23 protein-coding genes are annotated in these 23,115 nt (G+C 69.9%); 7 read left to right on the top strand and 16 right to left on the bottom strand.

What is annotated here, in order from left to right; translation table 11 throughout:
- Positions 1-6: 6 nt before the first annotated feature.
- From BOX37_RS10165 to BOX37_RS10130, 8 genes are all read right to left on the bottom strand, one after another.
- Positions 7-510, bottom strand: coding sequence for an arginine repressor (locus BOX37_RS10165; RefSeq protein ID WP_071927431.1), 504 nt, complete (start codon positions 508-510; stop codon positions 7-9).
- A 114-nt stretch (positions 511-624) separates the two neighbouring features.
- Entirely contained in the window at positions 625-1,557 is a 933-nt protein-coding gene (gene argF / locus BOX37_RS10160) for an ornithine carbamoyltransferase (RefSeq protein WP_071927430.1), read from the bottom strand.
- A complete protein-coding gene (locus BOX37_RS10155; RefSeq protein ID WP_071927429.1) occupies positions 1,554-2,756 on the bottom strand; it encodes an acetylornithine transaminase in 1,203 nt (400 codons plus the stop codon). Before BOX37_RS10155 ends, argF begins: the two co-directional genes overlap by 4 nt.
- On the bottom strand, positions 2,753-3,667 hold the full coding sequence (gene argB / locus BOX37_RS10150; protein ID WP_071927428.1) for an acetylglutamate kinase: 915 nt from the start codon (positions 3,665-3,667) through the stop codon (positions 2,753-2,755). Before argB ends, BOX37_RS10155 begins: the two co-directional genes overlap by 4 nt.
- Positions 3,664-4,890 (bottom strand): bifunctional glutamate N-acetyltransferase/amino-acid acetyltransferase ArgJ, encoded by a 1,227-nt coding sequence (gene argJ, locus BOX37_RS10145; protein ID WP_071927427.1) that lies wholly within the window; start codon positions 4,888-4,890, stop codon positions 3,664-3,666. The genes argB and argJ overlap by 4 nt, the downstream gene beginning before the upstream one ends.
- Positions 4,887-5,954 carry an N-acetyl-gamma-glutamyl-phosphate reductase gene (argC, locus tag BOX37_RS10140; protein ID WP_071927426.1) on the bottom strand — a complete coding sequence of 356 codons (1,068 nt, stop codon included), beginning with the start codon at positions 5,952-5,954 and terminating at the stop codon, positions 4,887-4,889. Before argC ends, argJ begins: the two co-directional genes overlap by 4 nt.
- Positions 5,955-6,057: 103 nt before the next feature.
- Entirely contained in the window at positions 6,058-6,252 is a 195-nt protein-coding gene (locus tag BOX37_RS10135) for a hypothetical protein (protein ID WP_167659875.1), read from the bottom strand.
- 25 nt (positions 6,253-6,277) lie between these two features.
- Positions 6,278-6,667 carry a hypothetical protein gene (locus tag BOX37_RS10130; protein WP_156910353.1) on the bottom strand — a complete coding sequence of 130 codons (390 nt, stop codon included), beginning with the start codon at positions 6,665-6,667 and terminating at the stop codon, positions 6,278-6,280.
- A gap of 203 nt (positions 6,668-6,870) precedes the next feature.
- Between BOX37_RS10130 and BOX37_RS10125 the strand changes: the two genes are divergently transcribed.
- A complete protein-coding gene (locus BOX37_RS10125) occupies positions 6,871-7,482 on the top strand; it encodes a hypothetical protein (protein ID WP_071927423.1) in 612 nt (203 codons plus the stop codon).
- 272 nt (positions 7,483-7,754) lie between these two features.
- Here the strand turns inward: BOX37_RS10125 and BOX37_RS10120 are convergent, their stop codons facing one another.
- Complete coding sequence (locus BOX37_RS10120; RefSeq protein ID WP_071927421.1) at positions 7,755-9,008, bottom strand: cation:proton antiporter; 1,254 nt, start codon at positions 9,006-9,008, stop codon at positions 7,755-7,757.
- 118 nt (positions 9,009-9,126) lie between these two features.
- A complete protein-coding gene (locus tag BOX37_RS10115; protein WP_071927419.1) occupies positions 9,127-9,618 on the bottom strand; it encodes a pyridoxamine 5'-phosphate oxidase family protein in 492 nt (163 codons plus the stop codon).
- A gap of 62 nt (positions 9,619-9,680) precedes the next feature.
- On the opposite strand from BOX37_RS10115, the gene BOX37_RS10110 reads away from it, so the two are divergent.
- The gene (locus BOX37_RS10110) at positions 9,681-10,649 is read left to right on the top strand and encodes a helix-turn-helix transcriptional regulator (RefSeq protein WP_071931354.1); all 969 of its coding nucleotides are present in this window, start codon (positions 9,681-9,683) and stop codon (positions 10,647-10,649) included.
- 70 nt (positions 10,650-10,719) lie between these two features.
- Here the strand turns inward: BOX37_RS10110 and BOX37_RS10105 are convergent, their stop codons facing one another.
- The gene (locus BOX37_RS10105) at positions 10,720-11,817 is read right to left on the bottom strand and encodes an FAD-dependent monooxygenase (protein WP_071927418.1); all 1,098 of its coding nucleotides are present in this window, start codon (positions 11,815-11,817) and stop codon (positions 10,720-10,722) included.
- 157 nt (positions 11,818-11,974) lie between these two features.
- On the opposite strand from BOX37_RS10105, the gene BOX37_RS10100 reads away from it, so the two are divergent.
- Positions 11,975-12,538 carry a TetR/AcrR family transcriptional regulator gene (locus BOX37_RS10100; RefSeq protein ID WP_071927417.1) on the top strand — a complete coding sequence of 188 codons (564 nt, stop codon included), beginning with the start codon at positions 11,975-11,977 and terminating at the stop codon, positions 12,536-12,538.
- Positions 12,539-12,607: 69 nt separating this feature from the next.
- Here the strand turns inward: BOX37_RS10100 and BOX37_RS10095 are convergent, their stop codons facing one another.
- From BOX37_RS10095 to BOX37_RS10080, 4 genes are read right to left on the bottom strand one after another with little or no spacing between them, the layout of a single operon-like run.
- Complete coding sequence (locus tag BOX37_RS10095) at positions 12,608-14,056, bottom strand: GntP family permease (RefSeq protein ID WP_071927416.1); 1,449 nt, start codon at positions 14,054-14,056, stop codon at positions 12,608-12,610.
- 11 nt (positions 14,057-14,067) lie between these two features.
- Positions 14,068-14,709 carry a bifunctional 4-hydroxy-2-oxoglutarate aldolase/2-dehydro-3-deoxy-phosphogluconate aldolase gene (locus BOX37_RS10090; protein ID WP_071927415.1) on the bottom strand — a complete coding sequence of 214 codons (642 nt, stop codon included), beginning with the start codon at positions 14,707-14,709 and terminating at the stop codon, positions 14,068-14,070.
- Positions 14,706-16,319 (bottom strand): N-acyl-D-amino-acid deacylase family protein, encoded by a 1,614-nt coding sequence (locus BOX37_RS10085; protein ID WP_071931353.1) that lies wholly within the window; start codon positions 16,317-16,319, stop codon positions 14,706-14,708. The genes BOX37_RS10090 and BOX37_RS10085 overlap by 4 nt, the downstream gene beginning before the upstream one ends.
- 9 nt (positions 16,320-16,328) lie before the next feature.
- Positions 16,329-17,597 carry a type III PLP-dependent enzyme domain-containing protein gene (locus BOX37_RS10080; RefSeq protein WP_476703562.1) on the bottom strand — a complete coding sequence of 423 codons (1,269 nt, stop codon included), beginning with the start codon at positions 17,595-17,597 and terminating at the stop codon, positions 16,329-16,331.
- Positions 17,598-17,754: 157 nt separating this feature from the next.
- On the opposite strand from BOX37_RS10080, the gene BOX37_RS10075 reads away from it, so the two are divergent.
- The 4 genes from BOX37_RS10075 (at position 17,755) to BOX37_RS34625 (ending at position 20,242) form a co-directional block, all read left to right on the top strand.
- Positions 17,755-18,798: a sugar kinase gene (locus tag BOX37_RS10075; protein ID WP_240505293.1), complete on the top strand. Its 1,044-nt coding sequence runs from the start codon at positions 17,755-17,757 to the stop codon at positions 18,796-18,798.
- Positions 18,795-19,565 carry an IclR family transcriptional regulator gene (locus BOX37_RS10070; RefSeq protein WP_071927413.1) on the top strand — a complete coding sequence of 257 codons (771 nt, stop codon included), beginning with the start codon at positions 18,795-18,797 and terminating at the stop codon, positions 19,563-19,565. Before BOX37_RS10075 ends, BOX37_RS10070 begins: the two co-directional genes overlap by 4 nt.
- Positions 19,566-19,568: 3 nt before the next feature.
- Positions 19,569-19,976 (top strand): RidA family protein, encoded by a 408-nt coding sequence (locus BOX37_RS10065; protein ID WP_071927412.1) that lies wholly within the window; start codon positions 19,569-19,571, stop codon positions 19,974-19,976.
- A 98-nt stretch (positions 19,977-20,074) separates the two neighbouring features.
- Positions 20,075-20,242, top strand: coding sequence for a hypothetical protein (locus BOX37_RS34625; protein WP_167659919.1), 168 nt, complete (start codon positions 20,075-20,077; stop codon positions 20,240-20,242).
- Positions 20,243-20,246: 4 nt separating this feature from the next.
- On the opposite strand, the gene ppc is transcribed toward BOX37_RS34625, so the two are convergent.
- On the bottom strand, positions 20,247-23,018 hold the full coding sequence (ppc, locus tag BOX37_RS10060; protein WP_071927411.1) for a phosphoenolpyruvate carboxylase: 2,772 nt from the start codon (positions 23,016-23,018) through the stop codon (positions 20,247-20,249).
- Positions 23,019-23,115 lie beyond the last annotated feature (97 nt).

Below are 23,115 nucleotides of genomic sequence, written 5' to 3'. Positions count from 1 at the left end.
GAGACCTCAGGCGAGGCCCTCGATCTTGGCCGCCAGTTCGGCGCCGGTGAGGGGTTCGCGGGCGATGACGGCGATGGTGTCATCGCCGGCGATGGTGCCGACGATGTAGGGCAGGGCGGCACGGTCGAGGGCGCTGGCCAGGAAGTGGGCAGCGCCGGGTGGGGTGCGCAGAACCGCGAGGTTGCCGCTGGCGTCGGTGGAGACGAGCAGGTCGCCGAGGAGTTTGGAGAGGCGGCCGGTGCCGCCGGTGACGCCGCGGACGGGGCTGCCGTCCTCGGGGACGATGTAGACGCCCGCGCCACCGTCGGCGGCGCGCAACTTCACCGCGCCGAGTTCGTCGAGGTCACGCGAGAGGGTGGCCTGGGTGGTCTCGATGCCCTCGGCCGAAAGGAGCGCGGCGAGCTCGGTCTGACTGCGGACCGAGTGCGCCGACAGCAACTCCACGATCCGGGACTGACGGCCTGCGCGGGTGCGGGCGATGGCGGGCGCGCTCTTGTCCGGCGCGCTCATGCCTGCGCCTCGCCGGCGCTCGGCTCCGGCACGGGCGCGTAGGCGGCTGTGCTGTCGGGCCGCTCGCTCGGCTCGCTCATCGCCCGACCTCCACGCGGGCCCCGGTTCGCGGTCTCACGCGGCGGCTTTCGCGAGCAGCCAGACCAGCAGCGCCTTCTGGGCGTGCAGTCTGTTCTCGGCCTCGTCCCAGACCACGCTGTGCGGGCCGTCGAGCACCTCGTCGGTGATCTCCTCGCCGCGGTGCGCCGGCAAGCAGTGCAGCACAATGGCTTCCGGATCGGCGTGGCCGAGCAGCGCGGTGTCGAGCTGGAAGGGGCGGAACGGGCCGACGCGGTCGAGGCCGTCGTCCTCCTGGCCCATGGAGGTCCAGGTGTCGGTGACGAGCACATCGGCGCCGCGCGCGCCGACGACCGGGTCACCGGTGACCGACACCGTCGCACCGGTTTCCGCGGCGCGCTTGGCGGCGGCGTCGAGGATCCAGGGCAGCGGCTCGAATCCGGCGGGCGCGGCCACGGTCACGTTCATCCCGGCCGTCACACCACCGAGCAGCAGCGAGTGCGCCATGTTGTTGGCGCCGTCGCCGAAGTAGGTGAGGTTCAGGCCGTTCAGCGCGCCCTTGCGCTCGGCGATGGTCTGCAGGTCGGCGAGCACCTGACACGGGTGGAACTCGTTGGACAGCGCGTTCACCACGGGAACCGTTGCGGTGGAAGACATCTCGTCGAGGCGGGACTGTTCGAAGGTCCGCCAGACGATGGCGTCGACATAGCGCGAGAGCACACTGCCGGTGTCGCCGAGGGTCTCCTCCCGGCCCAGCTGGGTGTCACGGCCGTCGACGACAACCGCGTGCCCGCCGAGCTGGGCGATGCCGAGTTCGAAGGAGAACCGGGTGCGGGTCGAGTTCTTCTCGAAGATCACCCCGACCCCGCGCGGCCCGTCCAGCGGCCGGTGGGCGAACGGGCTCTTCTTCAATTCCGCGGCGAGGGCGAGGATTTCGGCCTGTTCGGCCTGGGTCACATCGTCGTCGCGGAGAAAGTGGCGCAGGCTCACTTGGTCGCTCCCTTGGCATCGGCGGCGGCCTTGTCGAGGATCTCGGGCAGGTCGGCGAGGAAATTGTCGGCCTGGGTCTCGGTGAGGACCAGGGGCGGCGCCAGCCGGATCACGTCGGGCTTGGCGGGGTTGAGCAGGTATCCGGCCTCGCGCGCCCGTGCGTCGACGTGGGCGGAGATGTTGTCGCGCAACACGATACCGATGAGCAGACCGGCGCCGCGCACGTGATCGATCTCGGGATGCTCGAGCAGGGCGATGCCGTCGCTGAGCTTCTTGCCGACCCGTTCCACATGGGTGAGCAGGTCTTCGGAGTCGATCGTGCGCAGCACCGCCAGCGCCGCGGCGGCGCAGACGGGATTGCCGCCGAAGGTGGTGCCGTGCAGGCCGGGGGTGAGCAGTTCGGCCGCGCGTCCCTGCGCGAGCACGGCGCCGATCGGCAGGCCACCACCGAGGCCCTTGGCCAAGGTGATCGCGTCGGGCACGATGCCCGCCGCCTGGTGCGCGAAAAACGTGCCGGTGCGGCCGATTCCGGTCTGCACCTCGTCGAGGATGAGCAGTGCGCCCGCCCGCGAGGTGATCTCACGGGCCTTGGCCAGGTAGTCGAACGGCGGGACGACCACGCCGCTCTCACCCATCATCGGTTCGAGGAACACGGCGGCGGTGTCGGAGTCGACGACGGCTTCCAGTGCGGCGGCGTCACCGTAGGGCACATGCACGACGCCGGGCGGCATCGGCTCGAAGGGCTCGCGCTTGGCGGCCTGGCCGGTGAGCGCCAGCGCGCCCATGGTGCGGCCGTGGAAGGCCTCCTCGGCGGCGACGATCTTGCCGCGCCCGGTGAGCCGGGCGATCTTGAAGGCGGCCTCGTTGGCCTCGGTGCCGGAGTTGCAGAAGAACGCCTTGCCCTCGCCGTCACCGAAGTGGGCGAGCAGCTTCTCGGCCAGCTCGATCACCGGTTCGCTGGCGTAGAGGTTCGACACGTGGCCGAGGGTGCCCAGCTGCTGGGTGACCGCCTCCAGGATGGCGGGGTGGGCGTGGCCGAGACTGTTGACCGCGATGCCGCCGAGGAAATCGAGGTAGCGCTTGCCGTCGGCGTCGTAGACGACGGCACCGGCTCCGCGCACCAGCGCGACCTTCGGGGTGCCGTAGTTGTCCATCATCGCGGCCGACCACCGCTGCTGCAGTTTCGCTACTTCGCTCATGATTGTGTTCCATCCGGTGACCCGGCGGGGGTCACCATGGTTCCGATTCCTTCTCCGGTGAACAGCTCCAACAGGACCGAGTGCGGGACGCGCCCGTCGATCACGTGGGCGCTGGGCACCCCGCCCCGCACCGCGCGCAGGCAGGCTTCCATCTTGGGCACCATGCCCGCATCCAGGCGCGGCAGCAACTCCGCGAGGGCGACCGCGTCGATCTCGCTGGTCAGCGAGGAACGGTCGGGCCAGTCGGTGTAGAGGCCCTCGACGTCGGTGAGGGCGACGAGTTTCTCCGCGCCGATGCCCTCGGCCAGCGCGGCCGCCGCGGTGTCGGCGTTGATGTTGTGCACCACGCCGTCGGCGTCAGGGGCGATGGTGGAGACCACCGGGATGCGGCCGGCGTCGATCAGGTCGAGCACGGCGCCGGGGTTGACCTCGGTGACGTCGCCGACCAGGCCGATGTCGGTGGCCGCGCCGTCGACCGTGACGGTGCGGCGGGTGGCGGTGAACAGGTGCGCGTCCTCGCCGGAGATGCCGACCGCGTAGGGACCGTGGGCATTGATCAGGCCGACGAGTTCCCGTCCGACCTGGCCGAACAGCACCATCCGGACCACGTCCATCACCTCGGGGGTGGTGACGCGGAAGCCGCCGCGGAACTCGCCTGCCATGCCGAGCCGTTTCAGCATGGCGGTGATCTGCGGGCCACCGCCGTGCACGACCACCGGGTGCACGCCGACGGTGCGCAGGAAGGCCATGTCGGCGGCGAAGGCGGCCTTGAGTTCGTCGTCGATCATGGCGTTGCCGCCGTACTTCACGACGACGACCTTGTCGCGGAACTTCTGCAGCCAGGGCAGCGCGTCGGCCAGGACATGCGCCTTGTCCAGGGCCGAAAGGCTGTGCACCACACTGCGGCTCATGAGCTGTACGCCGAGTTCTCTTCGACGTAGGCGTGCGAGAGGTCGGTGGTGCGCACCATGGCGGTGCCCTCGCCGACATTCAGTTCGATCAGCACGTCGATGTCCTCGCCGGACAGATCGACCTCGCGCGCGCCCGGCGCGCCGACGCTGTCGACGCAGACCGGATTGCCGTTGAACGACACCGCGATCCGGTTCGGGTCCAGCGTCACCGGGGCGATACCGACAGCGGCCAACACCCGGCCCCAGTTCGGATCGGAGCCGAACAGCGCGGTCTTGACCAGGCTGTCGCGAGCCACCGCGCGGGCGGCGGTGAGTGCCTCGTCCTCGGTGACGGCGCCGGTGACGGTGATCTGGACCCGCTTGGTGACGCCCTCGGCGTCGGCCATCAGCTGGGCGGCCAGGTCGTCGCAGACGGTGAACACCGCGGCGTCGAGGTCCTCCTGCGACGGGGTGACCCCGCTGGCGCCGTTGGCCAGCAGCAGCACGGTGTCGTTGGTGGAGCAGGAGCCATCCACATCGAGCCGGTCGAAAGTGTATTTCGTGGCCTTGCGCAGCGCCTGGTCGAGCTGCTCGGGCGTGGCGACCGCGTCGGTGGTGAGCACGACGAGCATGGTGGCCAGCGACGGCGCGAGCATGCCCGCGCCCTTGGCCATGCCGCCCACGTTCCACTTGTCCTCGTGGTGGAAGGCCGATTCCTTGGGCACGGTGTCGGTGGTCATGATGGCGTGGGCAGCGTCGGAACCGCCCGACATGCCGCCGCCCATCTCGTGCACGATCTCGGTGATCGCGGGGATCAGCTTGTCCATCGGCAGCCGATCACCGATCAGGCCGGTGGAGCAGACCGCGATCTCGCCCGCGCCGGTCTCGGTACCCCAATTGCTCAGTGCCGCGGCGAGTTCCTCGGCGGTCTTGTGGGTGTCCTGGAAGCCACCGTGGCCGGTGCAGGCGTTGGCGCCGCCGGAGTTCAGGATCACCGCGCGCACGTGGCCGGACTTCAGCACCTGCTGTGACCACAGCACCGGTGCGGCCTTCACCTTGTTGCTGGTGAACACACCCGCGGCGGCGTATTCGGGGCCCTCGTTGAGGACCAGGGCCAGATCGGGCTTGCCGCTGGCCTTGAGACCGGCCGCGATGCCCGCCGCGCGGAAGCCGAGCGGGGCGGTGACGCCCTGGGTGTGGATCAGTTTGCCATGGTCCGGCGTCTGCGGATCAGGGGTCGTCACGGTGCCACTCCTACGGTGGAAAGTCCTGCGGTCTCGTCGAATCCGACGGCCAGATTCATCGATTGCACCGCGGCGCCCGCGGTGCCTTTGGTCAGGTTGTCGATCGCGCCGATCACCACGAGCAGGCCCGCGTCGGCGTCGATGGCGACCTGGAGGGTGACGGCGTTGGAGCCGAGGACCGAACCGGTCTGCGGCAGTACGCCTTCGGGGAGCAGGTGCACGAAAGGCTCGTCGGCGTAGGCCTTCTCGTAGACGGCACGGGCTTCGGCGAGGTCGACCTTGACCGGGGCGGTGCAGGTCGCCAGGATGCCGCGCGGCATCGGGGCCAGCACGGGGGTGAACGACACCGAGACCTCGACGCCACCGGCCGCGGTCAGGTTCTGCGCGATTTCGGGGGTGTGCCGGTGCGCGCCCGCGATGCCGTAGGCACGCACGCTGCCCATCACCTCGGAGCCGAGCAGGGCGACATCGAGCTTGCGGCCCGCGCCCGAGGCGCCGCTCACGGCGACCACGTGCACGTTCGGCTCGACGATTCCCGCCGCGATCGCCGGTGCCAGCGCCAGGCTGGACACGGTCGGGTAGCAGCCGGGCACCGCGATGCGCCGGGCACCGGTGAGCCGCTCGCGCGCGCCGGGGAGTTCGGGCAGGCCGTAGGGCCAGCTGCCCGCATGGGCGCTGCCGTAGTACTTCTCCCAGACGGTCGGGTCGGTGAGCCGGAAGTCGGCACCGCAGTCGATGACCACCGTCGACTCGGGCAGCGCCTGGGCGATGGCGGCGGACTGGCCGTGCGGCAGGCCGAGGAAGACGATGTCGTGCCCGGCCAGGGTCTCGGGAGTGGTGGCCTCGAGGAGGCGGTCGGCCAGCGGCAGCAGATGCGGCTGCAGCGCACCGAGGGCGGTGCCCGCGTTGGCACCGGCGGTCAGCGCCCCGATCTCGAGGCGCCCGCGTCGGTATTCGGGGTGGGCCAGGAGCAGGCGCAACACCTCGCCACCGGCATAACCACTCGCACCGGCAACCGCCACCCGCAACGCGGGTCCCGAAGACTTCTCGGACGAATCAACCATGTGATGATTATGCACGACTATGCAAGCTCATTCATGAGCAGCCCCGAAACAGGCCCTGCTTTCCAGGAAACCGCAGCTCAACGCGCTCAATCACACATCTCGGTCACTCCGCCTGCGCGGACCCATCGTCAACGATGTCGATCTCGGGCTGTGCTGGGGCCGTACCGGCGCTCTCGGGATCGAAGTACATGTCCGTAGCCCACCGCGAACGCGGAGCCGACGACGACAGCAGATGCGTGTAGGTGTTCAAGGTAATCAACGGGTCCTCATGCCCCAGCGCATCGGCCAGCTCCTTCACCGACACACTCCCGGCCAACTGCTGGCTAGCAGTACACGTGCCGCAACGCGTGCACCCCGTCCAACTGCCGCCGCTGCGCCAAGCCCGCCGCCTCGAACGCCTTCGCCCACGGACCCTCCGAAAAGCGGCTCGCGTACCACGGCTCCTCGTCTGTGCGAACAATCGACAACCGCACCGTCGTCGCACCCCTGTCCAGCGTGTTCCACGGCAGCGTCACCGAAACGGGCGAGCACTTTGCCACATGCTCGTCAATGCGCCGCAACTGCCACTTCGACAACGGCACCTGCCGCGTCCTACTTCCCTTCGGCAACGCGAACACCGTGCCACCAGTCGGGCACTTGGTCTGCCGGGTCACCGACAGCATCATCGATCGCCGATCAACATCGTCCGGCGAAGGCCCCTGCGAGTGCGACATCTACCCGGCTCCGCGAATGGCTCTGCCTCGAACAACAACTCACCGACGACGCCGCAGCCCGCGGCCGGGCCCGTGAAGTCGAGCGCCACCAGCGCCCCGCCAACCGACTACGCGCGCTCCTAGAAGAACTCAGAGAACCGGAAGACGCACCCGCTGACGAGTGATCGTCATGTCGGCGCTGGCCGACGCGCTACGGTTCCACCGTGATCGATGAGGCAGGTCTCCGGTTGGGAACACAGGCCGTGCGGCGGCTGGCGCAGCTGGGCTGCTGCCAGATCGAGCAAGGGCTGACTGAGGCGGAGTTCGACCGCATCGAGCACGAATACCAATTCGAGTTCGCCGACGACCACCGAGCATTCCTTGCGGCCGGACTGCCAGTACACGAACCACGGGAAGAGGAACCGGGCACCAGCTACGCGTGGGAAAGACCTTGGCCAGACTGGCGCAACGGCGATCCCGACGAACTCCGTCGGCAGCTCAACTGGCCGATCGATTTCCTGCTGCAGGACGTTCAACACGGACACTGGCCACCGGCCTGGGGCGAGCAGCCGGACAGCAACCAGGGAGCCGTCGACAAGGCACGGGTGCAACTGGCCGATGTGCCCACCATGGTCCCGGTCTATGCGCACAGATTTCTGCCCGCAGGTCGCGCCACCTTCGGTCACCCGGTCCTGTCGATGCGAGGTCGGGACATCATCTACTACGGCGCCGACCTGCTCGACTACATCAACCAGGAGTTCGAGGAACCCCGGCCCGAGCACCCCGAAGACTGGCCGCCCCAAGCCACCGTGCCGTTCTGGCGCGACTACCTCTGAAGCGCAGGCCGTGATGTCGTATGACTCGCCACCCGGGACGAGGCAGCTGTCCGCGCCGTGGGTCGCCACAACGACACGCCCGGGATGCAACCAGCACGGGCCCTTTTTCGAGCTCCCGAACGAGCCCGACCAGGCCAAGAGTGTCCAGATAAACAACGTAGAGCCGGTCACGGGACTGCGGGACACCGAAGACAATGCTGTCCAGGCGCAGTTCCACGTACCGGTAGCCGAGGTTGTCGAACTGCCGCAACCACCACCTGTAGGTTGTTCCGTCACCGACCTTTGTGCGGTGGTTCATGAGCAGGTCGGGCTTCTGTGGCGGTCGTCGGCTCCGTGGGCGCGATCAGGCGGGCGATCAGGGGAAACACCAGAACGGTGGTCGCACCGGCGGCGACGAGGGTCGAGCCGACATCGGAGCTCATCAGGCCCGCACCGGTGGCGACCTGGGTCACCGCGACGATGACCGGCAGGCCGGTGGCGCAGTACAGCGCCAGCTGGGCGCGTTCGCGGGGATGCTCGAGGTTGCTTCCGTGCGGCACGAACCGCTCGCTCAGCCACACCGGCAGCCCGCGGGCCAGGGCGATCGCCGCGACGAAGCCGAGCCACAGGACCGGATCGCCCGCGACCGCCGACACGTCGATGCTCATCCCGGAGACCACGAAGAAGACCGGGATCAGCAGCCCGAACCCGATCGCCTCCAGCGAACTGTCCACGTCCGGATGACCGGCGGCGATGAGTCTGCGCAAGATCATGCCCGCGGCGAACGCGCCGAGCACGACGTCGAGATCGAACTCCGCCGCCAGCACCATGAGCACGAGCAGCAGCAGGATCACCCCGCGCACCGGCAGCTGCGCGGTGCTGCCGCCGAGGCGTTCCAGTGCCCCGCCGAGGTCCGGGATCCGGGTGAACAGCCGCTCGGGCACCGCGCCGATCAACAGTGCCGCCAGCACGAACAGCACCACGACCACGATCGCGGACACCACGTCTCGGGTGGTGAGCAGCACCGACATGGCCACGATCGGTCCCAGCTCGCCCACCGCGCCGTGTGCCAGCACCGCCCGGCCCAGCGGCTGGTCGAGGACGCCGACCTGCTTGATGATCGGCAGCAGGGTGCCGAGCGCGGTCGAGGTCATCGCGATGGCGACCGCGATCTTCGTCCCCGCCGATGTCTCCCAGGCGAGCACGGTCACCAAGGCCAGCGCCAGGACCAGGCAGATGAACCACACCGTCCAGGCGGCACGACCCGATCGGCCGCGCAGCAGCCGGGGATCGAGTTCGTATCCGGCCAGCAGGAACAGCATGCCGAGCCCGAGCTCACTGATCAGGTCGACGCCGCCCTCGGAGCCCGCCAGCCCCAGCGCGAACGGCCCGAGCACCGTCCCCGCGACCAGCAGCAACACCACATCCGGCACATACCCGCGCAGCGATCGCGACACGATCGGCGCCGCCACCGCGACGAGCGCGATCCAGAACAGCGACACGATCGGCGACGGTCCATCGACCTCACCCGAAGCGAGCAGCTCCATGGCGCCCATGGTCACACAATCCGCACCCCCGACCGCGCCGCCGCGCTGGACGCGTGATCACCACGCTGTGGTGGCGCCTCTCGGGCGATGCCGCCACCAGGGCGTGGTGCTCGACTGATCAGGTCTTGCGGATGACGGTTTCGCCCGCGCCGGGTTTCCAGACGGTGATGTCGAGGTGGTCTTCGGCGGCCTCGACGGTGGAGGCGCCGGTGAGGTCGGCGAGGTAGAAGTGGTCGAATTTCATGCCGCGGATGTCGAAGCCCTTGTCATCGAAGAGTTTCTGGGCGAAGCGGGCGTGGAGGGCTTCGTCGGGTTCGTCGATGACGGTGCCGAAGAGTTTGGCGTCGCCGTCGGTGACCATGGTGTCGACGGTGGCGGTGTGCAGGCAGAAGCGGGGGTCGCGGGCGAGGTCGTCGAACTTCCTGGTGTTCGGCATGCCGGCCAGGACCAGCATGTCCTCGAAGATCGTCGGTTCGATCGGACTGATGCGCGGGGAACCGTCGGCGCGCACGGTGCCGAGCATGCACAGGTTGCCGGTGGCCTGGTGCCTGCGCAGGAACAGCGCGCAGATCCGCGGGGCTTCCTCGGTGAACTGACTCCAAGTGGTCATGCTTCGACGGTACGACGCAAACTTGTCACCTCGTGTCAGGTTTCGCGGCTAGTCTCGAGATCATGCGAGCGAGCAGGCTGGTGCAGCTGCTGCTCCTGCTGCAAGCCCACGGCGGGACGACCGCGACGGTGCTGGCGCGGGAGCTGGAGGTGTCGGTGCGCACGGTGTACCGCGATGTGGAAGCGCTCTCGGCGGCGGGAGTGCCGGTCTACAGCGAGCCGGGGCGCGGCGGTGGGGTGCGCTTGGTCGACGGCTACCGGACCCGGCTCACCGGCCTGACCATCGAGGAAGCCGACGCCGTGCTGCTGGCCGGGCTGCCCGGCGCGGCCGCCGATCTCGGCCTCGGCACCGTGCTGGCGACGGCGCAGTTGAAGATGCTCGCCGCGCTGCCGCCGGAACTGCGCGGCCGTGCCACCCGGATCGCCGAGCGCGTGCACATCGACATGCCCGGCTGGTTCCACCACCCCGACGCCACCCCCACCCTGGCCACGCTCGCCGACGCGGTCTGGCACGACCACCGCCTCGCGATCCGTTACCGCCGCCGCGACCGCACCGTCGACCGGGTCATCGATCCGCTCGGCCTGGTCATGAAGGCAGGCACCTGGTATCTCGTGGCCCGCGAGGGTACCGATATCCGCTCCTACCGGGCGAGCCGCATCGATACCGCCGATGCCACCGGCGAATCCTTCACCCGCCCTGCCGAATTCGACCTCGCCGCGCACTGGGCGAGCGCCGCCGACGACTTCGCCCGGTCGATGTTGCGGGTGCGCGCCCGCTGCCGGATCTCCCCCGAGCACTTCGCGCTGCTGCGCCTGAGCATCGACCCGGCGGCGGTCGGCGAGACGCTCGCCTCGGCGGGCCCACCCGACGAGTCCGGCCGGGTGGAGGTCACCGTGCCCTCGGAGTCCTACGAGGTCCTCACCCACGCCCTGCTGAGCCTGGGCGACCACATCGAAGTCCTCGACCCGCCCGAACTCCGTGCGCGGATGGCCACGGTCGCCGCGGCGATGCACGCGCGCTACCACCCCTGATCCGTTGCTCCACCGGCCGCGCGGGTGCGCCCACCTCAGCACGGGCCGCACCGATCCGGAGGTGGTGAGCTCAGCAGGTCCAGTCGAGAATCGGCGCCAAGGAGCGAAACGGGGCCGAGGGCGGGGTCAGCCGCAAGGCGGTGTCGCGGAGGGCGACCAGGGGGCGAGCGGAGAGCTGGCCGATGGCGCCGATCCGGGCGGAGCGGCGGGCGATCATCTGGGTGCGGGGGCGGCGTTCGCGGTCGTAGCGGGCCAGGCCGTCGGGGTCGTTCGCCAGCCGGGCCAGGACGACCGCGTCTTCGAGAGCCTGGCAGGCGCCCTGGCCGAGATTCGGGGTCATGGCGTGGGCGGCATCGCCGAGCAGCGCGACCCGGCCGGCGGTGAAGGTCGGCAGGGCGGGGAGGTCGTAGACGTCGTTGTGCAGCACCGTGTTCGTGTCGGCGGCGGCGAGTAGGGCCGGGATCGGGTCGTGCCAGCCGGCGAAGCGGGCGCGGACCTCGGCCAGCGTGCCGGGGGCGTGTTCGGGTGCGTTGTAGACGGCGAAGCAGTAGATACGACCGTCGGTGAGCGGGACCATCCCGAAACGTGCTCCGCGACCCCAGGTCTCACCGTATTCGGTCAATGGCCGGTCGATCTCGACCACCGCGCGCCACACGGTGTACCCGGCATAGCGTGCGGACACCTCCCCACAGACCGCGCGCCGGACCACACTGCGGATGCCGTCGGCGCCCACGATCAGATCAGCGGTCGCGGTGTCCGCGGCATGGGTCACGGTGCCGTCGCAATCCACCGATTCCACCGCGACGCCGGTGCGCACGACACTGTCGGGCACCTCCGCGCGCAGGATGTCGAGCAGCGCGGCGCGGTGGATCATCACGGGCGCACCGAAGCGCCGGCGCATCGTGGCCGCGTCGGTGCGCGAGAGCCAGCGGCCGCGCGCGTCGCGAATCCCGGCCGACTGCTCCTCTATCGCACTGTCCCGCACCGCGGTGCCTACACCAAGCGCATCGAGTGCACGCAAGGCATTGGGCCACAACCCGATTCCCGAACCCACCTCGGCGATCTCCGACGCCTGCTCATACACCTGCACCGACCAGCCCCGCGCCCGCAGCGCCACCGCCGCGGCCATTCCGCCGATACCGCCCCCGACAACCACCGCTGTGGACATCGACACTCCCTCCCTCGACGCGAACCGGTCCCGGCATTTCCCGCCGCTCGGTTCGAGCGGGTCGGTCGGCGGCCGGCAAGTCATCAGAAACCTACTACATTCGTAGTGACTGCCACTACAAATGTAGTCATCGTCACTACGGGCGTAGTATCACCGTGTGATCTCCCACCGCGACCGGGTTCTCGACGCCGCCATCGAGGTGCTCGGCACCCGTGGTTCGCGCGCGCTGACCCATCGCGCGGTGGACGAGGCGGCAGGCCTGCCCACGGGATCGACCTCGAACTATTTCCGCACCCGTGACGCACTGCTGTGCGGGCTCGCCGACCGCCTCGAACAGCGTGATCACGCCGACTGGGCGGCACTGAACCGAGCGCCCGCCCCGGCCACCGTCGATCACCTCGTCGACGGGCTGGCACTGTTCCTGACCCACACCACCACGACCGACCGCGTCCGCACCCGGGCCCGCCTCGCCCTGTTCGGCGAGGCGCCGACGGTACCGGCGTTGCACGACGCACTGCACCGCGCACACCATCGCCTCCGCGACTGGGCCGTCGAGATGGCGGCCCAGGTCGGCATCTCGCCCGCCGACACCGCGATCCTCGTCGACTACCTCGACGGTGCCGTCGTGCACCGCCTCGGCGGATTCGAGCGGGCGGCCGATCCCCGCCCGGCCCTCGCCCGCTTGGTGCACGCACTGCACAGGACCGGCGATTCCCGCTGACCACCACGCCCACAACCCACCGAGCCGGGCCGATCCCTGAGGGGACGACCCGGCTCGGCGCGTTCGGCGCTAGAGGATCGAGAACAGCAACGCCGCCACCGCGAAGCTCACCACCGACAGGATGGTTTCGAGCACCGTCCAGGTCTGCAGGGTCTGCTTCACGGTCATGTTGAAGTACTTGGCGATGATCCAGAAGCCGCCGTCGTTGACGTGGCTGAGGATGATCGAGCCCGCGGCGATGGCCATGGCGATCAGGGCGATCGCCATCTGGGAGTAGCCCTGGTCGGCGACCAGCGGCGCGACGATGCCGCCGGTGGTGACGATGGCGACCGTGGCCGAGCCCTGGGCGATGCGCAGGCCGCAGCTGATCAGGTAGGCGAGCACGATCACCGGCAGGCCGGCCGCGGACATGGTGTCGGCGAGGGCGGTGCCGATGCCGGTGGCGGAGATGACCTTGCCGAAGAAGGCCCCCGCCCCGACCACCAGCAGCACCATGCCGACCGGCTTGAGCGATTCGGCCGTGATGGTGCTCAGTTCCTGCACGGTCGACCCGCGCCGGATGCCGAGGACGTAGAACGCCACGAGCACCGTGATGAGCAGGGCGACCGCGGGTGTACCGAAGAAGGTGAGCACCTGCAGAACGGCCGAATCCTGGTCGAGTAGTTGGTAACCGAAGGTGGCGCCGAGAATCAGGACCAGCGGAATCGCGATGATCGCGCCGATCAGCGCCACCGACGGCGGCGACTTGGTGAGCACGGCCGTGCCGCCGGAACCGTCGGACCCGGTGATGGGCTCGGATTCGGTGGCGGCGTTGGGCTCGAGCGGCACGAACTCCTTCGGCACGTCGACCTGCACACGCTTGCCGATATAGGCGCCCCACATGATGCCCGCGGCGATGAATCCCGGAATGCCGCAGACGAATCCCATGATGATCAACCACCCCAGGCTCACTCCGAGCAGACCGCCGAGGGCGACCGGACCGGGATGCGGCGGCAGGAACGCGTGCGTCATGGACAGTCCGGCTAGCATCGGCATGGCGTAGAGCACCAGCGAGCGACCGCCCCGCTTGGCCGCGACGTAGACCAGCGGCGCGAGGACGAAGATGCCGATGTCGAAGAACACCGGGATGCCGAAGATGAGTCCGAGCAGGCCCATCGCGACCGGCGCGCCCTTCTCGCCGAACACCCGCAGCAGCTTGTCGGTGAGCACGTCGGCGCCGCCGGAGCGTTCGAGGATCGCGCCGAGCACGGTGCCCAGCCCGATGATCACCGCGATGTGGCCGAGGATTGCGCCGAAGCCCGTTTCCAGGAGTGACTCACCGGCTTTCAGTGGCGTACCGACGATCTCGGCGACCGGTAGCCCGGCGGCCAGGGCCAGCACCAGACCGGTCAGCAGCAGCGCGACGAACGGCTCCAGTTTGACCTTGATGATGGCGATGAGGAGTACGGCGATCGCGAGACCGCACAGCACCAGCAACCCGGGGGTGGTGGTGCGCAACCAGTCGACAGTGGCGCCCATGGGGATACCTCTCAATCAAGCGAATGGACGAAGCGTGCGGCGTGGGAGCCGATGCGGGACCAGCGCGCGCTCGCGACGTCGGCGGGGGCGACCACGTCGGTGCCCGCGGTGACGGCGATCGCGCCCGCGTGGAGGAACTCACGCGCGTTGTGGGTGTTGACGCCACCGGACGGGATCAGGAACAGGTGCGGGAACGGCCCCAGCAGATCTCTCAGATAGGCCGGGCCGAGCGCGCGGGCCGGGAAGATCTTCACCGCCGCCGCGCCCATCTCGGCCGCCGCCAATACCTCCGAGGGCGTGAAGGCGCCCATGATCACCGGAATCGAATGCTCGACGGCCACTTCGGCGACCTCGGGCCGGAGCGCGGGCGTCACCAGGAACTGGGCGCCGACCCCGATCGCGGCCTCGGCCTGCGCACGCGTGGTCACGGTGCCGACGCCGATCACCGCATCGGTGACCGCGGTCGCCTTGCTGATCGCGTCGAGCACGCCCAGCGTGGTGAAGGTCAGTTCGACGGCGCGCAGACCGGCACCGGCGAGCGCTTCGGCGAGGGCCACCGGGTCGGGGATCTCCGGGGCGCGGACCACGGTGATCGCGCGGTCGGCGCGGATCACCTCCATGGCGCGCGAGGACGAGCTGAGCAGCGGGTTCATCGGGTCTCCTGTCGCGTGGCGTCCATCCGCAGGGCACGTCCGGCGAGCGCACCGGTCGCGGCGCCGTCCGCCACGGCGAATTCGCCGTTGACCAGCACATGCTGGATGCCGCGCGCCTGCTGTTGGGGATGTTCGAAGGTGGCCGTGTCGTGGATCGTCGCCGGGTCGAAGACGACCAGGTCGGCGGCGTAGCCGGTGCGGACGAGTCCGCGGTCGGCCAGCCGCAACCTGGCGGCGGGCCGACCGGTGAGGTGGTGCACGCACTCCTCGAGACCGAGCACCCCGAGTTCGCGCACGTAGCGGGACAGATAGCGCGGGAACGTGCCCCAGGCACGCGGGTGCGGGCGAGCGCCGACGAGCAGGCCGTCGCTGCCGCCCATGTGACCGGGGTCGACCATGATCGCGCGCACGTTCTCCTCGTGGCCGACGTGCTGCAGGATGGTGGTGGCCAGCTGGTCGCGGCGCAGCAGGTCGAAGAACACCTCGGCGGGCGCCGCACCGCGATCGGCGGCGATCTCGGCGACCGTGCGGCCCACGTACTCGGCGAGTGCGTCGTCGCCGACGCCGCTGATCTGGATGGTCTCCCATTCGACGGTGACGCCGTGGCAGCCGTCCGAGCCGTTGACGTCGACATCGGCGGTGATCCTGGCGCGCTCGGCCGGGTCGTCGAGTCGGGCCAGCGCGGCATCGGGACCACCGGACATGGCCCAGCTCGGCAGCAGCGCCGACAGCGTCGTCGAGCCGGGCAGGTAGGGATAGGTGTCGAGGGTGATGTCACAGCCGTCGGCGCGGGCCCGCGCGAGCAGGGCGAGGAATTCCGGTGCGCGCCCGCGGTTCACGCCGAAGTTCATGGTGGCGTGGGTGAGATGCAGTGCGCAGCCGGTGGATTCGGCCAGGCCGATCATCTCCGCGTAGGCCTCGAGCGCGCCCGCCCCGTAGGAGCGGGTGTGTGGGGCGTAGAAGCCACCGTAGGCGGCGACGACCGAACAGAGCGCAGCCAATTCGCCGGTGTCGGCGTACATTCCGGGCGTGTAGGTGAGCCCGCTCGACATGCCGACCGCGCCCTCGTCGAGACTCTGTGTCAGCAGCGCGCACATCCGGTCGATCTCGGCGGTGGTGGCCGCGCGTTGCTCACTGCCGACGACGAGCAGGCGCAGGGTGCCCTGCGGGACCAGGTAGGCGGCATTGGGCGTGATGCCCTCGTCGAGCCGGTCCAGGTACTGGGCCACGGTGCGCCAGGAGAAATCGAAGTCGGCCGGGTTGCCGTTCCAGCCCGCGATCTGCCTGCGCACCACCGCGAGTGCGGCGTCGTCGATCGGCGCGTAGGACAGGCCGTCCTGGCCGATCACCTCGGTGGTCACGCCCTGGGTGATCTTCGGGAGATGGCCGGGGTCGGTGAGCAGGGCGAGGTCGGAATGCGCGTGCATGTCGATGAACCCGGGCGCGAGCACCGACCCCGGTGCCACCGGAAGCACTCTCGCCTCGGAACCGATCGATCCCGGCGGGCCGGTCTCGGCGATGCGGCCGTCGCGGAGCAGCACATCACCGCGAGTGCGCGGGCCGCCAGTGCCGTCGACGATGGCGATGTCTCGAAAAAGCAAGTCCGTCATGGTCATCCGTCAGAAGTAGGTGCGGATCAGGTCGACCACGCGGGGGCGGGCGGCATCGACGCTGTCGAGCACCGGGATGAGCCGCCACTTGTCGAAGGCGGTGCACGGGTGTGACAGACCCAGCCGCACGATGCTGCCGACGGGCAGGTCGGTGGCCTCGGCGCCGGGCAGTCGCAGGAAGGCGTGCTGGTCGTTGAGCGCGGTGATCGACGCCGCTGCTGGGAGGGCGCGGTCGGCCCCGACGACCAGCTGGGGCACCGGCAGGCCCTCGTCGAAGGGGAAGTCGCGTTTGCCACCGTCGAGCAGGGCCAGTTCGGGCTCGGGCCGTGAGACCACCCGCGCCCAGCCGTGCATGGCGGCGCGCAGACCCGGTTCCACCGCGGGGGCGGCCAGCGGGGAGATGCCGGCGTAGAAGCCGTCGTCGTGGACGAGATAGGCGCCGCTGCGCAGGACGACCGTGGTGGTGTCGTCGGCCAGTGCGGCCAGTTCGGCGACGACCAGCTCGGGGTAGGCGCTGCCGCCTGCGGTGACGACGGCAGCGCCCGGACAGGTGAGTTCGCCGTGCAGGGCGGCGAGTTCGCCCAGGTAGTCGCGCACGGCGGCGAGGCCGGCGATACCGCGATCGTGGGCCAGCGCGCCTTCGTAGCCGGCGACACCGGCCAGCTCGAGCCGCTCGCTCGCCCGCAGGGCGGCCGCCACCGCGCGGCCTTCGGCCCGGGTGCGCGCGCCGGTGCGCCCGTGCGGGCCGCCGAGCTCGACCAGCACCCGCACTCGCGGGCTCGGTGGCGCATCGCGCAGGATCTTGTCCATCAGCTCGACGGTGGCGACGCTGTCGGCCCAGCAGAAGAACTCGAATCCGGCATCGCGCGCGGATTCCGTGGCGACCCAGGCCAGGCCGACGGGATCGACGAGGGTGTTGGCCAGCATGATCCGCCCCACCCCGAACGACCGGGCGAGTTGGGCCTGCCACGCCGTGGCGAGGGTGATCGCCCACGATCCGGCGTCGAGCTGTTCGCGCCACAGCTGCGGAGCCATCGTGGTCTTACCGTGCGGGGCGAGCGCGACACCCGCAGCCGCGGTCCACCCGGCCATCAGTGCGCGGTTCGCGTCGAGCCTGCCGCGATCGAGGGTGAGCAGCGGGGTCGGCCACTGGGCGAGTTCCGGTGCGCTCGCCAGGTATTCGCGGACGGTGTGGCCCCATGCCGCGGGCGGCACGCTCTTGTGGCACGGCCCGAGTGTCTCGTCGGCGAGCGCGTCCACGACGCCGTTGTCGATGATCACAGCATCCCCTTTCCTCGATCCGGCCGGGAGTACCGGGCCGATCGGTCATATCCGACACGCATTGCATAATGTGCAACGCTGGTTGCATTCAGTGTTTTCGCTCGTTATTGTGCATCGCAGAGGCAGTGACCGCAAGCACGAAAGGGCGAAGAAGGTGACGCAGGCAACATCGACGCAGCCCAGGGCGGTCACCGTCGGCGAAGGGCTGGCCGTACTCGTCGCCCGGCCGGGACCACTCGAGCAGTCCGCGCACTTCGAACGCGGAGCGGGTGGCGCGGAGGCCAATGTGGCGATGGTGCTCACCCAGCTCGGCGTCTCGGCGGCCTGGCTGTCGCGGGTGGGCGACGACGGATTCGGGCGCTATCTGGTGGCCGAGCTGGCGGCGCACGGTGTCGACGTCGGGGCGGTGACCGTTGATCCGGCGCGGCCGACCGGCGTCTACGTCAAGGAGCGCGGCAGCGGTTCCGGCGCACCGCACGATCTTCCGGCGCACAGCAGTCGGATGCTCTACTACCGCGCGGGGTCGGCGGCGAGCGCCCTGTCCCCCGCCGACCTCGCGTCCGCCGTGGCCACCGAGTTACTCGACCGCGCTGATCTGGTGCACTTCACCGGTATCACCCCGGCGCTGTCGGCGTCGGCGAGCGAGCTGACCCGCACCCTGCTCGCGATGCCCCGCCACGGTCGCCTGATCAGCTTCGACCTGAATTATCGTCCGGCCCTGTGGGGTTCGCGCCTCGGCGCGGCGGCCGACGAACTCGCCGCCCAGGTGCGCGGCGCCGATGTGGCGCTGCTCGGCGCCGACGAGGCCGAGGAGCTCTTCGGCACCGGCGACCCCGCGACCCTGCGGGCGCTGTTCCCCGAACCGGCCCAGCTGATCGTCAAGAACGACAAGCACACCGTGACCGGATTCGACGGCCAGACCGCGATCGAGGTACCCGCCCTGACCCTCGAGCTCACCGAACGCATCGGCGCCGGTGACGCTTTCGCGGGCGGCTACCTCTCGGCCCTGCTGTACGGCGCCGACCCGCGCACCCGCCTGTGCTACGGCCACCTGTGCGCGGCCGCCGCGCTCACCGCCACCGGCGATGCCGCGAAACTGCCTCCGGTACAAGATGTTCAGCGCCTGGCGGCGCTGCCGGAGCGGGTGTGGGCCGGATTGCGCTATCCGGGCGCGCTGGATGGGACGATCGGGCGATGAGTCAAAGCGTGTCGCGCGCCCTGTCCATTCTTCTCGCCCTCGGCGAGGACTCGCAGTCCCTCGACGACCTGGCCGGGCGGCTCGGGGTCCACAAGTCGACGGTGCTGCGACTGTTGCAGACCATGCAGTCCGAACGATTCGTCGTGCGCGACAACGCCCACCGGTACTCACTGGGCACGCGGATGTTCGAATTGGCCAGTCGCGCACTGGAGAATCGCGACGTGCGCACGGTCGCGCGTGCGCACCTGAGCGCGCTGGGTGCGGCCACCGGCCAGACGGTGCACCTGGCCGCCTACGAATCCGGCGACGCGGTCTACATCGACAAGGTCGATGCCGAGCAGGCGGTGCGCATGTACTCCCGGATCGGCCGGCCGGCGCCGCTGCACTGCACCGCGGTCGGCAAGGTGCTCGTCGCGGCCCTGCCCCGCGCGGAATGGCCCGCCGTCGCCGCGCGCCTGGACTTCCATCCGTTCACCACCCGCACTCTGCGCACCCCCGAGCAATATCTGGCCGAGCTCGACCTCGTCGCCGCGCAGGGATTCGCCGAGGACCACGAGGAACACGAGAGCTTCGTCAACTGCATCGGTGTCCCCGTGCGCGACGGGATCGGCGCCGTCGTGGCCGCCGTGTCGATCTCGGTGCCCGACGTACTGCTCGACCACGATCAGGTACTCGCGCTGTTGCCGCAGGTCAGGGCGACCGCCGAGGCTATCTCCACCGAACTCGGCTGGGACCCCCGCCGAGCCGTCACCGCGAGGAAAGGCTGAACCATGACCGACAAGATCGCCGTGCGCACCGACGAGGCGCCCGCGCCCGCCCACACCTTCTCCCAGGGCGTGCGCAAGGGCCCGTTCGTCCAGGTCTCCGGGCAGGGCCCGGTCGACCCGGAGACCAACGAGTACCTGCATCCCGGCGATGTCGCCGCCCAGACCACCCGCACCCTGATGAACGTGCGCGCGATCGTCGAGGCGTCCGGGGCGAGCTTCGACGATGTCGTGATGCTGCGGGTGTACCTCACCAAGCGCGAAGACTTCACGATCATGAACGGCGCCTATGGCGAGTTCGTCACCAAGCACACCACCAACGGCGTGCTGCCCGCCCGCACCACCGTCTTCACCGGCCTGCCGCGCGAGGAGATGCTGGTGGAGATCGACGCGCTCGCCGTCGTCACCGACTGAGCGGCCCGATTTCGGGGGTGCCGGGCGGCGTACCGTGTTCTGATGAAGCGGCCTTCGCACGGAGGCTGTCGTCACCCGTTCTACCCAAGGATCTGCCTGTGTTCGCCAAGATCGCCCGGCCCTTCGCCGTCGCCGCCGTTGCCCTGTCCGTCACCGCCCTCGGCGCCGGTACCGCCTCGGCGGCCACCGCGCAGCCGGTCGTCGGCTCGGTCGCCGTGTGCGCCCACATCCCGATCGGCCCGATCAGCATCAGCGTCTGCCTGTAGGCGGCTAACCCGAGTTGCGCAGGGCGGTGGCCAGGCCGTTCATGGTGAGCAGGATGCCACGCTTCACCAGTTCGGAATCGTCACCGCCGCGCAGCCTGCGCAGCAGGTCCACCTGGAGCTGATTCAGCGGCTCCAGGTAGGGGAAGCGGTTGTGGATCGACTCCGCCAGCGACGGGTTGTCGCTGAGCAGGCCGGCGTGCCCGGTGACCGCCAGGTACATGCGGATGGTGCGGGCGTGTTCGTCGCCGATCATGCCGAAGATCTGCGCGCGCAGGGCTTCGTCGGTGACCAGGTCGGCGTAGCGGGCGGCGATGTCGAGATCGCTCTTGGCCATCACCTGCGCCAGGTTGGACAGCACCGTCCGGAAGAACGGCCAGCGCTGGTAGAGATCGGTGAGGCGGGCCAGGCGTTCGGGGTCATCGCCCACCCATTCCTCGAGCGCGGTGCCGGTGCCGTACCAGCCGGGCAGCATCACCCGGGCCTGACTCCACGCCATCACCCACGGGATGGCGCGCAGATCCGAGACCGAATTCGTGGGTTTGCGCGAGGCGGGGCGGCTACCGATGTTGAGATCGCCGACCTCGGCGACCGGCGTGGACTGGCGGAAATACTCGACGAAGCCGGGAGTCTCGTGCACCAGGCGCGCGTAGGCGGCGCGAGCGCGGGCGGCCAGATCGTCGAGCAGTTCGTAGGCCGGTTCGGCGTCCTCGCCCAGACCCTCCACGTCCAGCAGGGTCGATTCGAGGGTGCCGGCGATCAGTGACTCCAGATTGCGTTGTGCCGCACCGCGTTCGGAGTACTTGGCGGCGATCACCTCACCCTGCTCGGTGAGCCGCAGCGAACCGCGCACCGCACCGGCGGGCTGGGCGAGGATGGCGTCGTAACTGCGTCCGCCGCCACGACCGACGGTGCCGCCGCGACCGTGGAACAGCCGCAGCCGGATGCCCGACTTGCCTGCCACCTCCACCAGGTCCAGTTCCGCGCGGTAGAGCGCCCAGTTCGCGGCCAGATACCCGCCGTCCTTGTTGGAATCGGAGTAGCCGAGCATCACCTCCTGCCGCATCCCCGCGGTCGCGACGAGTTCGCGGTACACCGGCACCTCGAGCACCGCGGCCAGGGTCGACGCGCCCGCGCCGAGGTCCTCGATGGTCTCGAACAGCGGCACGATCCCGACGGGGCAGCTCGGCTGGTTGTCGGCCGAACCCGGGTCGAGGATGCCCGCCTCTTTCAGCAGCAGCGCGGCCTCGAGCATGTCGCTGACCGAGGTGCACATGCTGATGATGTAGTTCGGGATCGCGGCGGCGCCGAAGGTGTCGATCACCTCCTTGGCGGCGCACAGCACCCCCAGCTCCTTGACGGTGAGCTCGCTCAGCTGGGCGTTCGGGCCCAGAAGTGGTCGGCGCGTCCGCAATTCGGCGGCGAGCAACTCGACGCGCTCGGCCTCGGACAGGCTCGGATAGTCCGCGTGCACGCCCGACCAGGCCAGCAGTTCGGTGACGACCTGCTCGTGCACCTCCGAGTTCTGCCGCATGTCCAGACCCTGCAGGTGGAAACCGAAGGTCTCGATGGCGTGGCGCAGGGCGGCGAGGCGGTCGTCGGCGAGCAGGGCGTCGCCGCTGGCGCGCATCGACACATCGATCGCGTCGAGGTCGTCGAGCACTGCCTGCGGGGTGGGGTACGGCGCGGCCCCGGCGTCGAGACCGTGCTCGGGCAGCTCGCCCAGCGACCGCTGCGCGGTGGCGCTCAGGCGCGCCCGGATCGCGTGCAGCGCGCGGCGATAGGGTTCGTCGGCGAAGAACGCCGGATCGGGATACCCCGCCTCGGCGAGCGCGGCCACCGCGGGCGTCACCTGGACCAGGCGGGCCGACTGCGACAGCGTCTTCTCCAGTTCGACCAGCTCACGCAGATACCGGCCGAAGGCGTAGGCGGCGGCCTGCTCGGCCGCGGTGTGCACGACTTCGGCAGTGACAAAGGGATTTCCGTCGCGGTCGCCGCCGATCCAGGAGCCAGGGCGCAGGATCGGGCGCGCCAGCAGGTCGACCTCGGGCCAGCGGACACGCAGGGCGGCGCGAACCTGGGCGTTGATGGCCGGGATCACGTCGTAGAGGGTGAGGTCGTAGTAGCGCAGGCCCACCGAGATCTCGTCCTGGATCCGCAAGCGCGCCAACCGGATCAGCGCCGTGCGCCACAGGGTGAGCACTTCACGGCGAATCCGCAGTTCCGATTCGTCGTAGCCGGGCTCGCCGGGCGCGAGGCGGCGGCGCAGGCGCATCAGCTCGGTGATCTTGGCCTGCACGTCGAAGACGGTGCGCCTGCGGGTCTCGGTGGGGTGGGCGGTGATGACCGGGGAGACGAGCGCGTCGGTGAGCAGCTCTGCCACTGTCGCGCCGTCGATGGCCGCGGCGTCGAGCTTGTCGTAGGTGGCGGCCAGCGAGGAGTCCTGCGGCGGTTCCCCCGCCGCCACGTGCACGGCGCGGCGCCGGTCGCGCTGGAGGTCCTCGGCCAGGTTGGCCAGCAGCACGAAGTAGCTGAACGCCCGGATCAGCGGAATCGCGACCTCGGTGGGCGTGCCGTCGAGCATGTCGGCGACCGCGCTGCGCTCGACCTCCTCGCGGCGCACCCGGAATGCCTCGGTCCGCACCCGCTCGACCAGATCGAACACCTCGCGACCTTCGTGGTCGCGCAGGGTGTCGCCCAGGATGCCGCCGAGAAACCGGATGTCCTCGCGCAGCGGCCGGGTGGCTTCCTGTTCGGTCTCGATTCGCGATTCGCCCATGGACAGACAGTATTGCCGCAGGCGGGCGGGCGCGACCCGACGCCGCACCCGGCCCGCATGTCGCGACTCGGGAGTCGCCGTGCGGGAGCAGCCGGCA

The organism is Nocardia mangyaensis (assembly GCF_001886715.1).
GTDB classification, from domain to species: Bacteria; Actinomycetota; Actinomycetes; order Mycobacteriales; family Mycobacteriaceae; genus Nocardia; species Nocardia mangyaensis.
The sequence above is the reverse complement of the archived record's forward strand: the minus strand, read 5'-3'. Positions and strand labels throughout refer to the sequence as shown.

What these genes read in the sequence shown, in the direction of transcription:
- BOX37_RS10070 (WP_071927413.1), top strand. Translation starts at nt 18,795, where the DNA reads ATGAGTCAAAGCGTGTCGCGCGCCCTGTCCATTCTTCTCGCCCTCGGC.
- BOX37_RS10120 (WP_071927421.1), bottom strand. Translation starts at nt 9,008, where the DNA reads ATGGAGCTGCTCGCTTCGGGTGAGGTCGATGGACCGTCGCCGATCGTG.
- BOX37_RS10095 (WP_071927416.1), bottom strand. Translation starts at nt 14,056, where the DNA reads ATGGGCGCCACTGTCGACTGGTTGCGCACCACCACCCCCGGGTTGCTG.
- BOX37_RS10105 (WP_071927418.1), bottom strand. Translation starts at nt 11,817, where the DNA reads ATGTCCACAGCGGTGGTTGTCGGGGGCGGTATCGGCGGAATGGCCGCG.
- BOX37_RS10085 (WP_071931353.1), bottom strand. Translation starts at nt 16,319, where the DNA reads ATGACGGACTTGCTTTTTCGAGACATCGCCATCGTCGACGGCACTGGC.
- BOX37_RS10065 (WP_071927412.1), top strand. Translation starts at nt 19,569, where the DNA reads ATGACCGACAAGATCGCCGTGCGCACCGACGAGGCGCCCGCGCCCGCC.
- BOX37_RS10090 (WP_071927415.1), bottom strand. Translation starts at nt 14,709, where the DNA reads ATGAACCCGCTGCTCAGCTCGTCCTCGCGCGCCATGGAGGTGATCCGC.
- argB (WP_071927428.1), bottom strand. Translation starts at nt 3,667, where the DNA reads ATGAGCCGCAGTGTGGTGCACAGCCTTTCGGCCCTGGACAAGGCGCAT.
- BOX37_RS10165 (WP_071927431.1), bottom strand. Translation starts at nt 510, where the DNA reads ATGAGCGCGCCGGACAAGAGCGCGCCCGCCATCGCCCGCACCCGCGCA.
- BOX37_RS10130 (WP_156910353.1), bottom strand. Translation starts at nt 6,667, where the DNA reads ATGTCGCACTCGCAGGGGCCTTCGCCGGACGATGTTGATCGGCGATCG.
- ppc (WP_071927411.1), bottom strand. Translation starts at nt 23,018, where the DNA reads ATGGGCGAATCGCGAATCGAGACCGAACAGGAAGCCACCCGGCCGCTG.
- BOX37_RS10110 (WP_071931354.1), top strand. Translation starts at nt 9,681, where the DNA reads ATGCGAGCGAGCAGGCTGGTGCAGCTGCTGCTCCTGCTGCAAGCCCAC.
- BOX37_RS10155 (WP_071927429.1), bottom strand. Translation starts at nt 2,756, where the DNA reads ATGAGCGAAGTAGCGAAACTGCAGCAGCGGTGGTCGGCCGCGATGATG.
- BOX37_RS10115 (WP_071927419.1), bottom strand. Translation starts at nt 9,618, where the DNA reads ATGACCACTTGGAGTCAGTTCACCGAGGAAGCCCCGCGGATCTGCGCG.
- argC (WP_071927426.1), bottom strand. Translation starts at nt 5,954, where the DNA reads ATGGTTGATTCGTCCGAGAAGTCTTCGGGACCCGCGTTGCGGGTGGCG.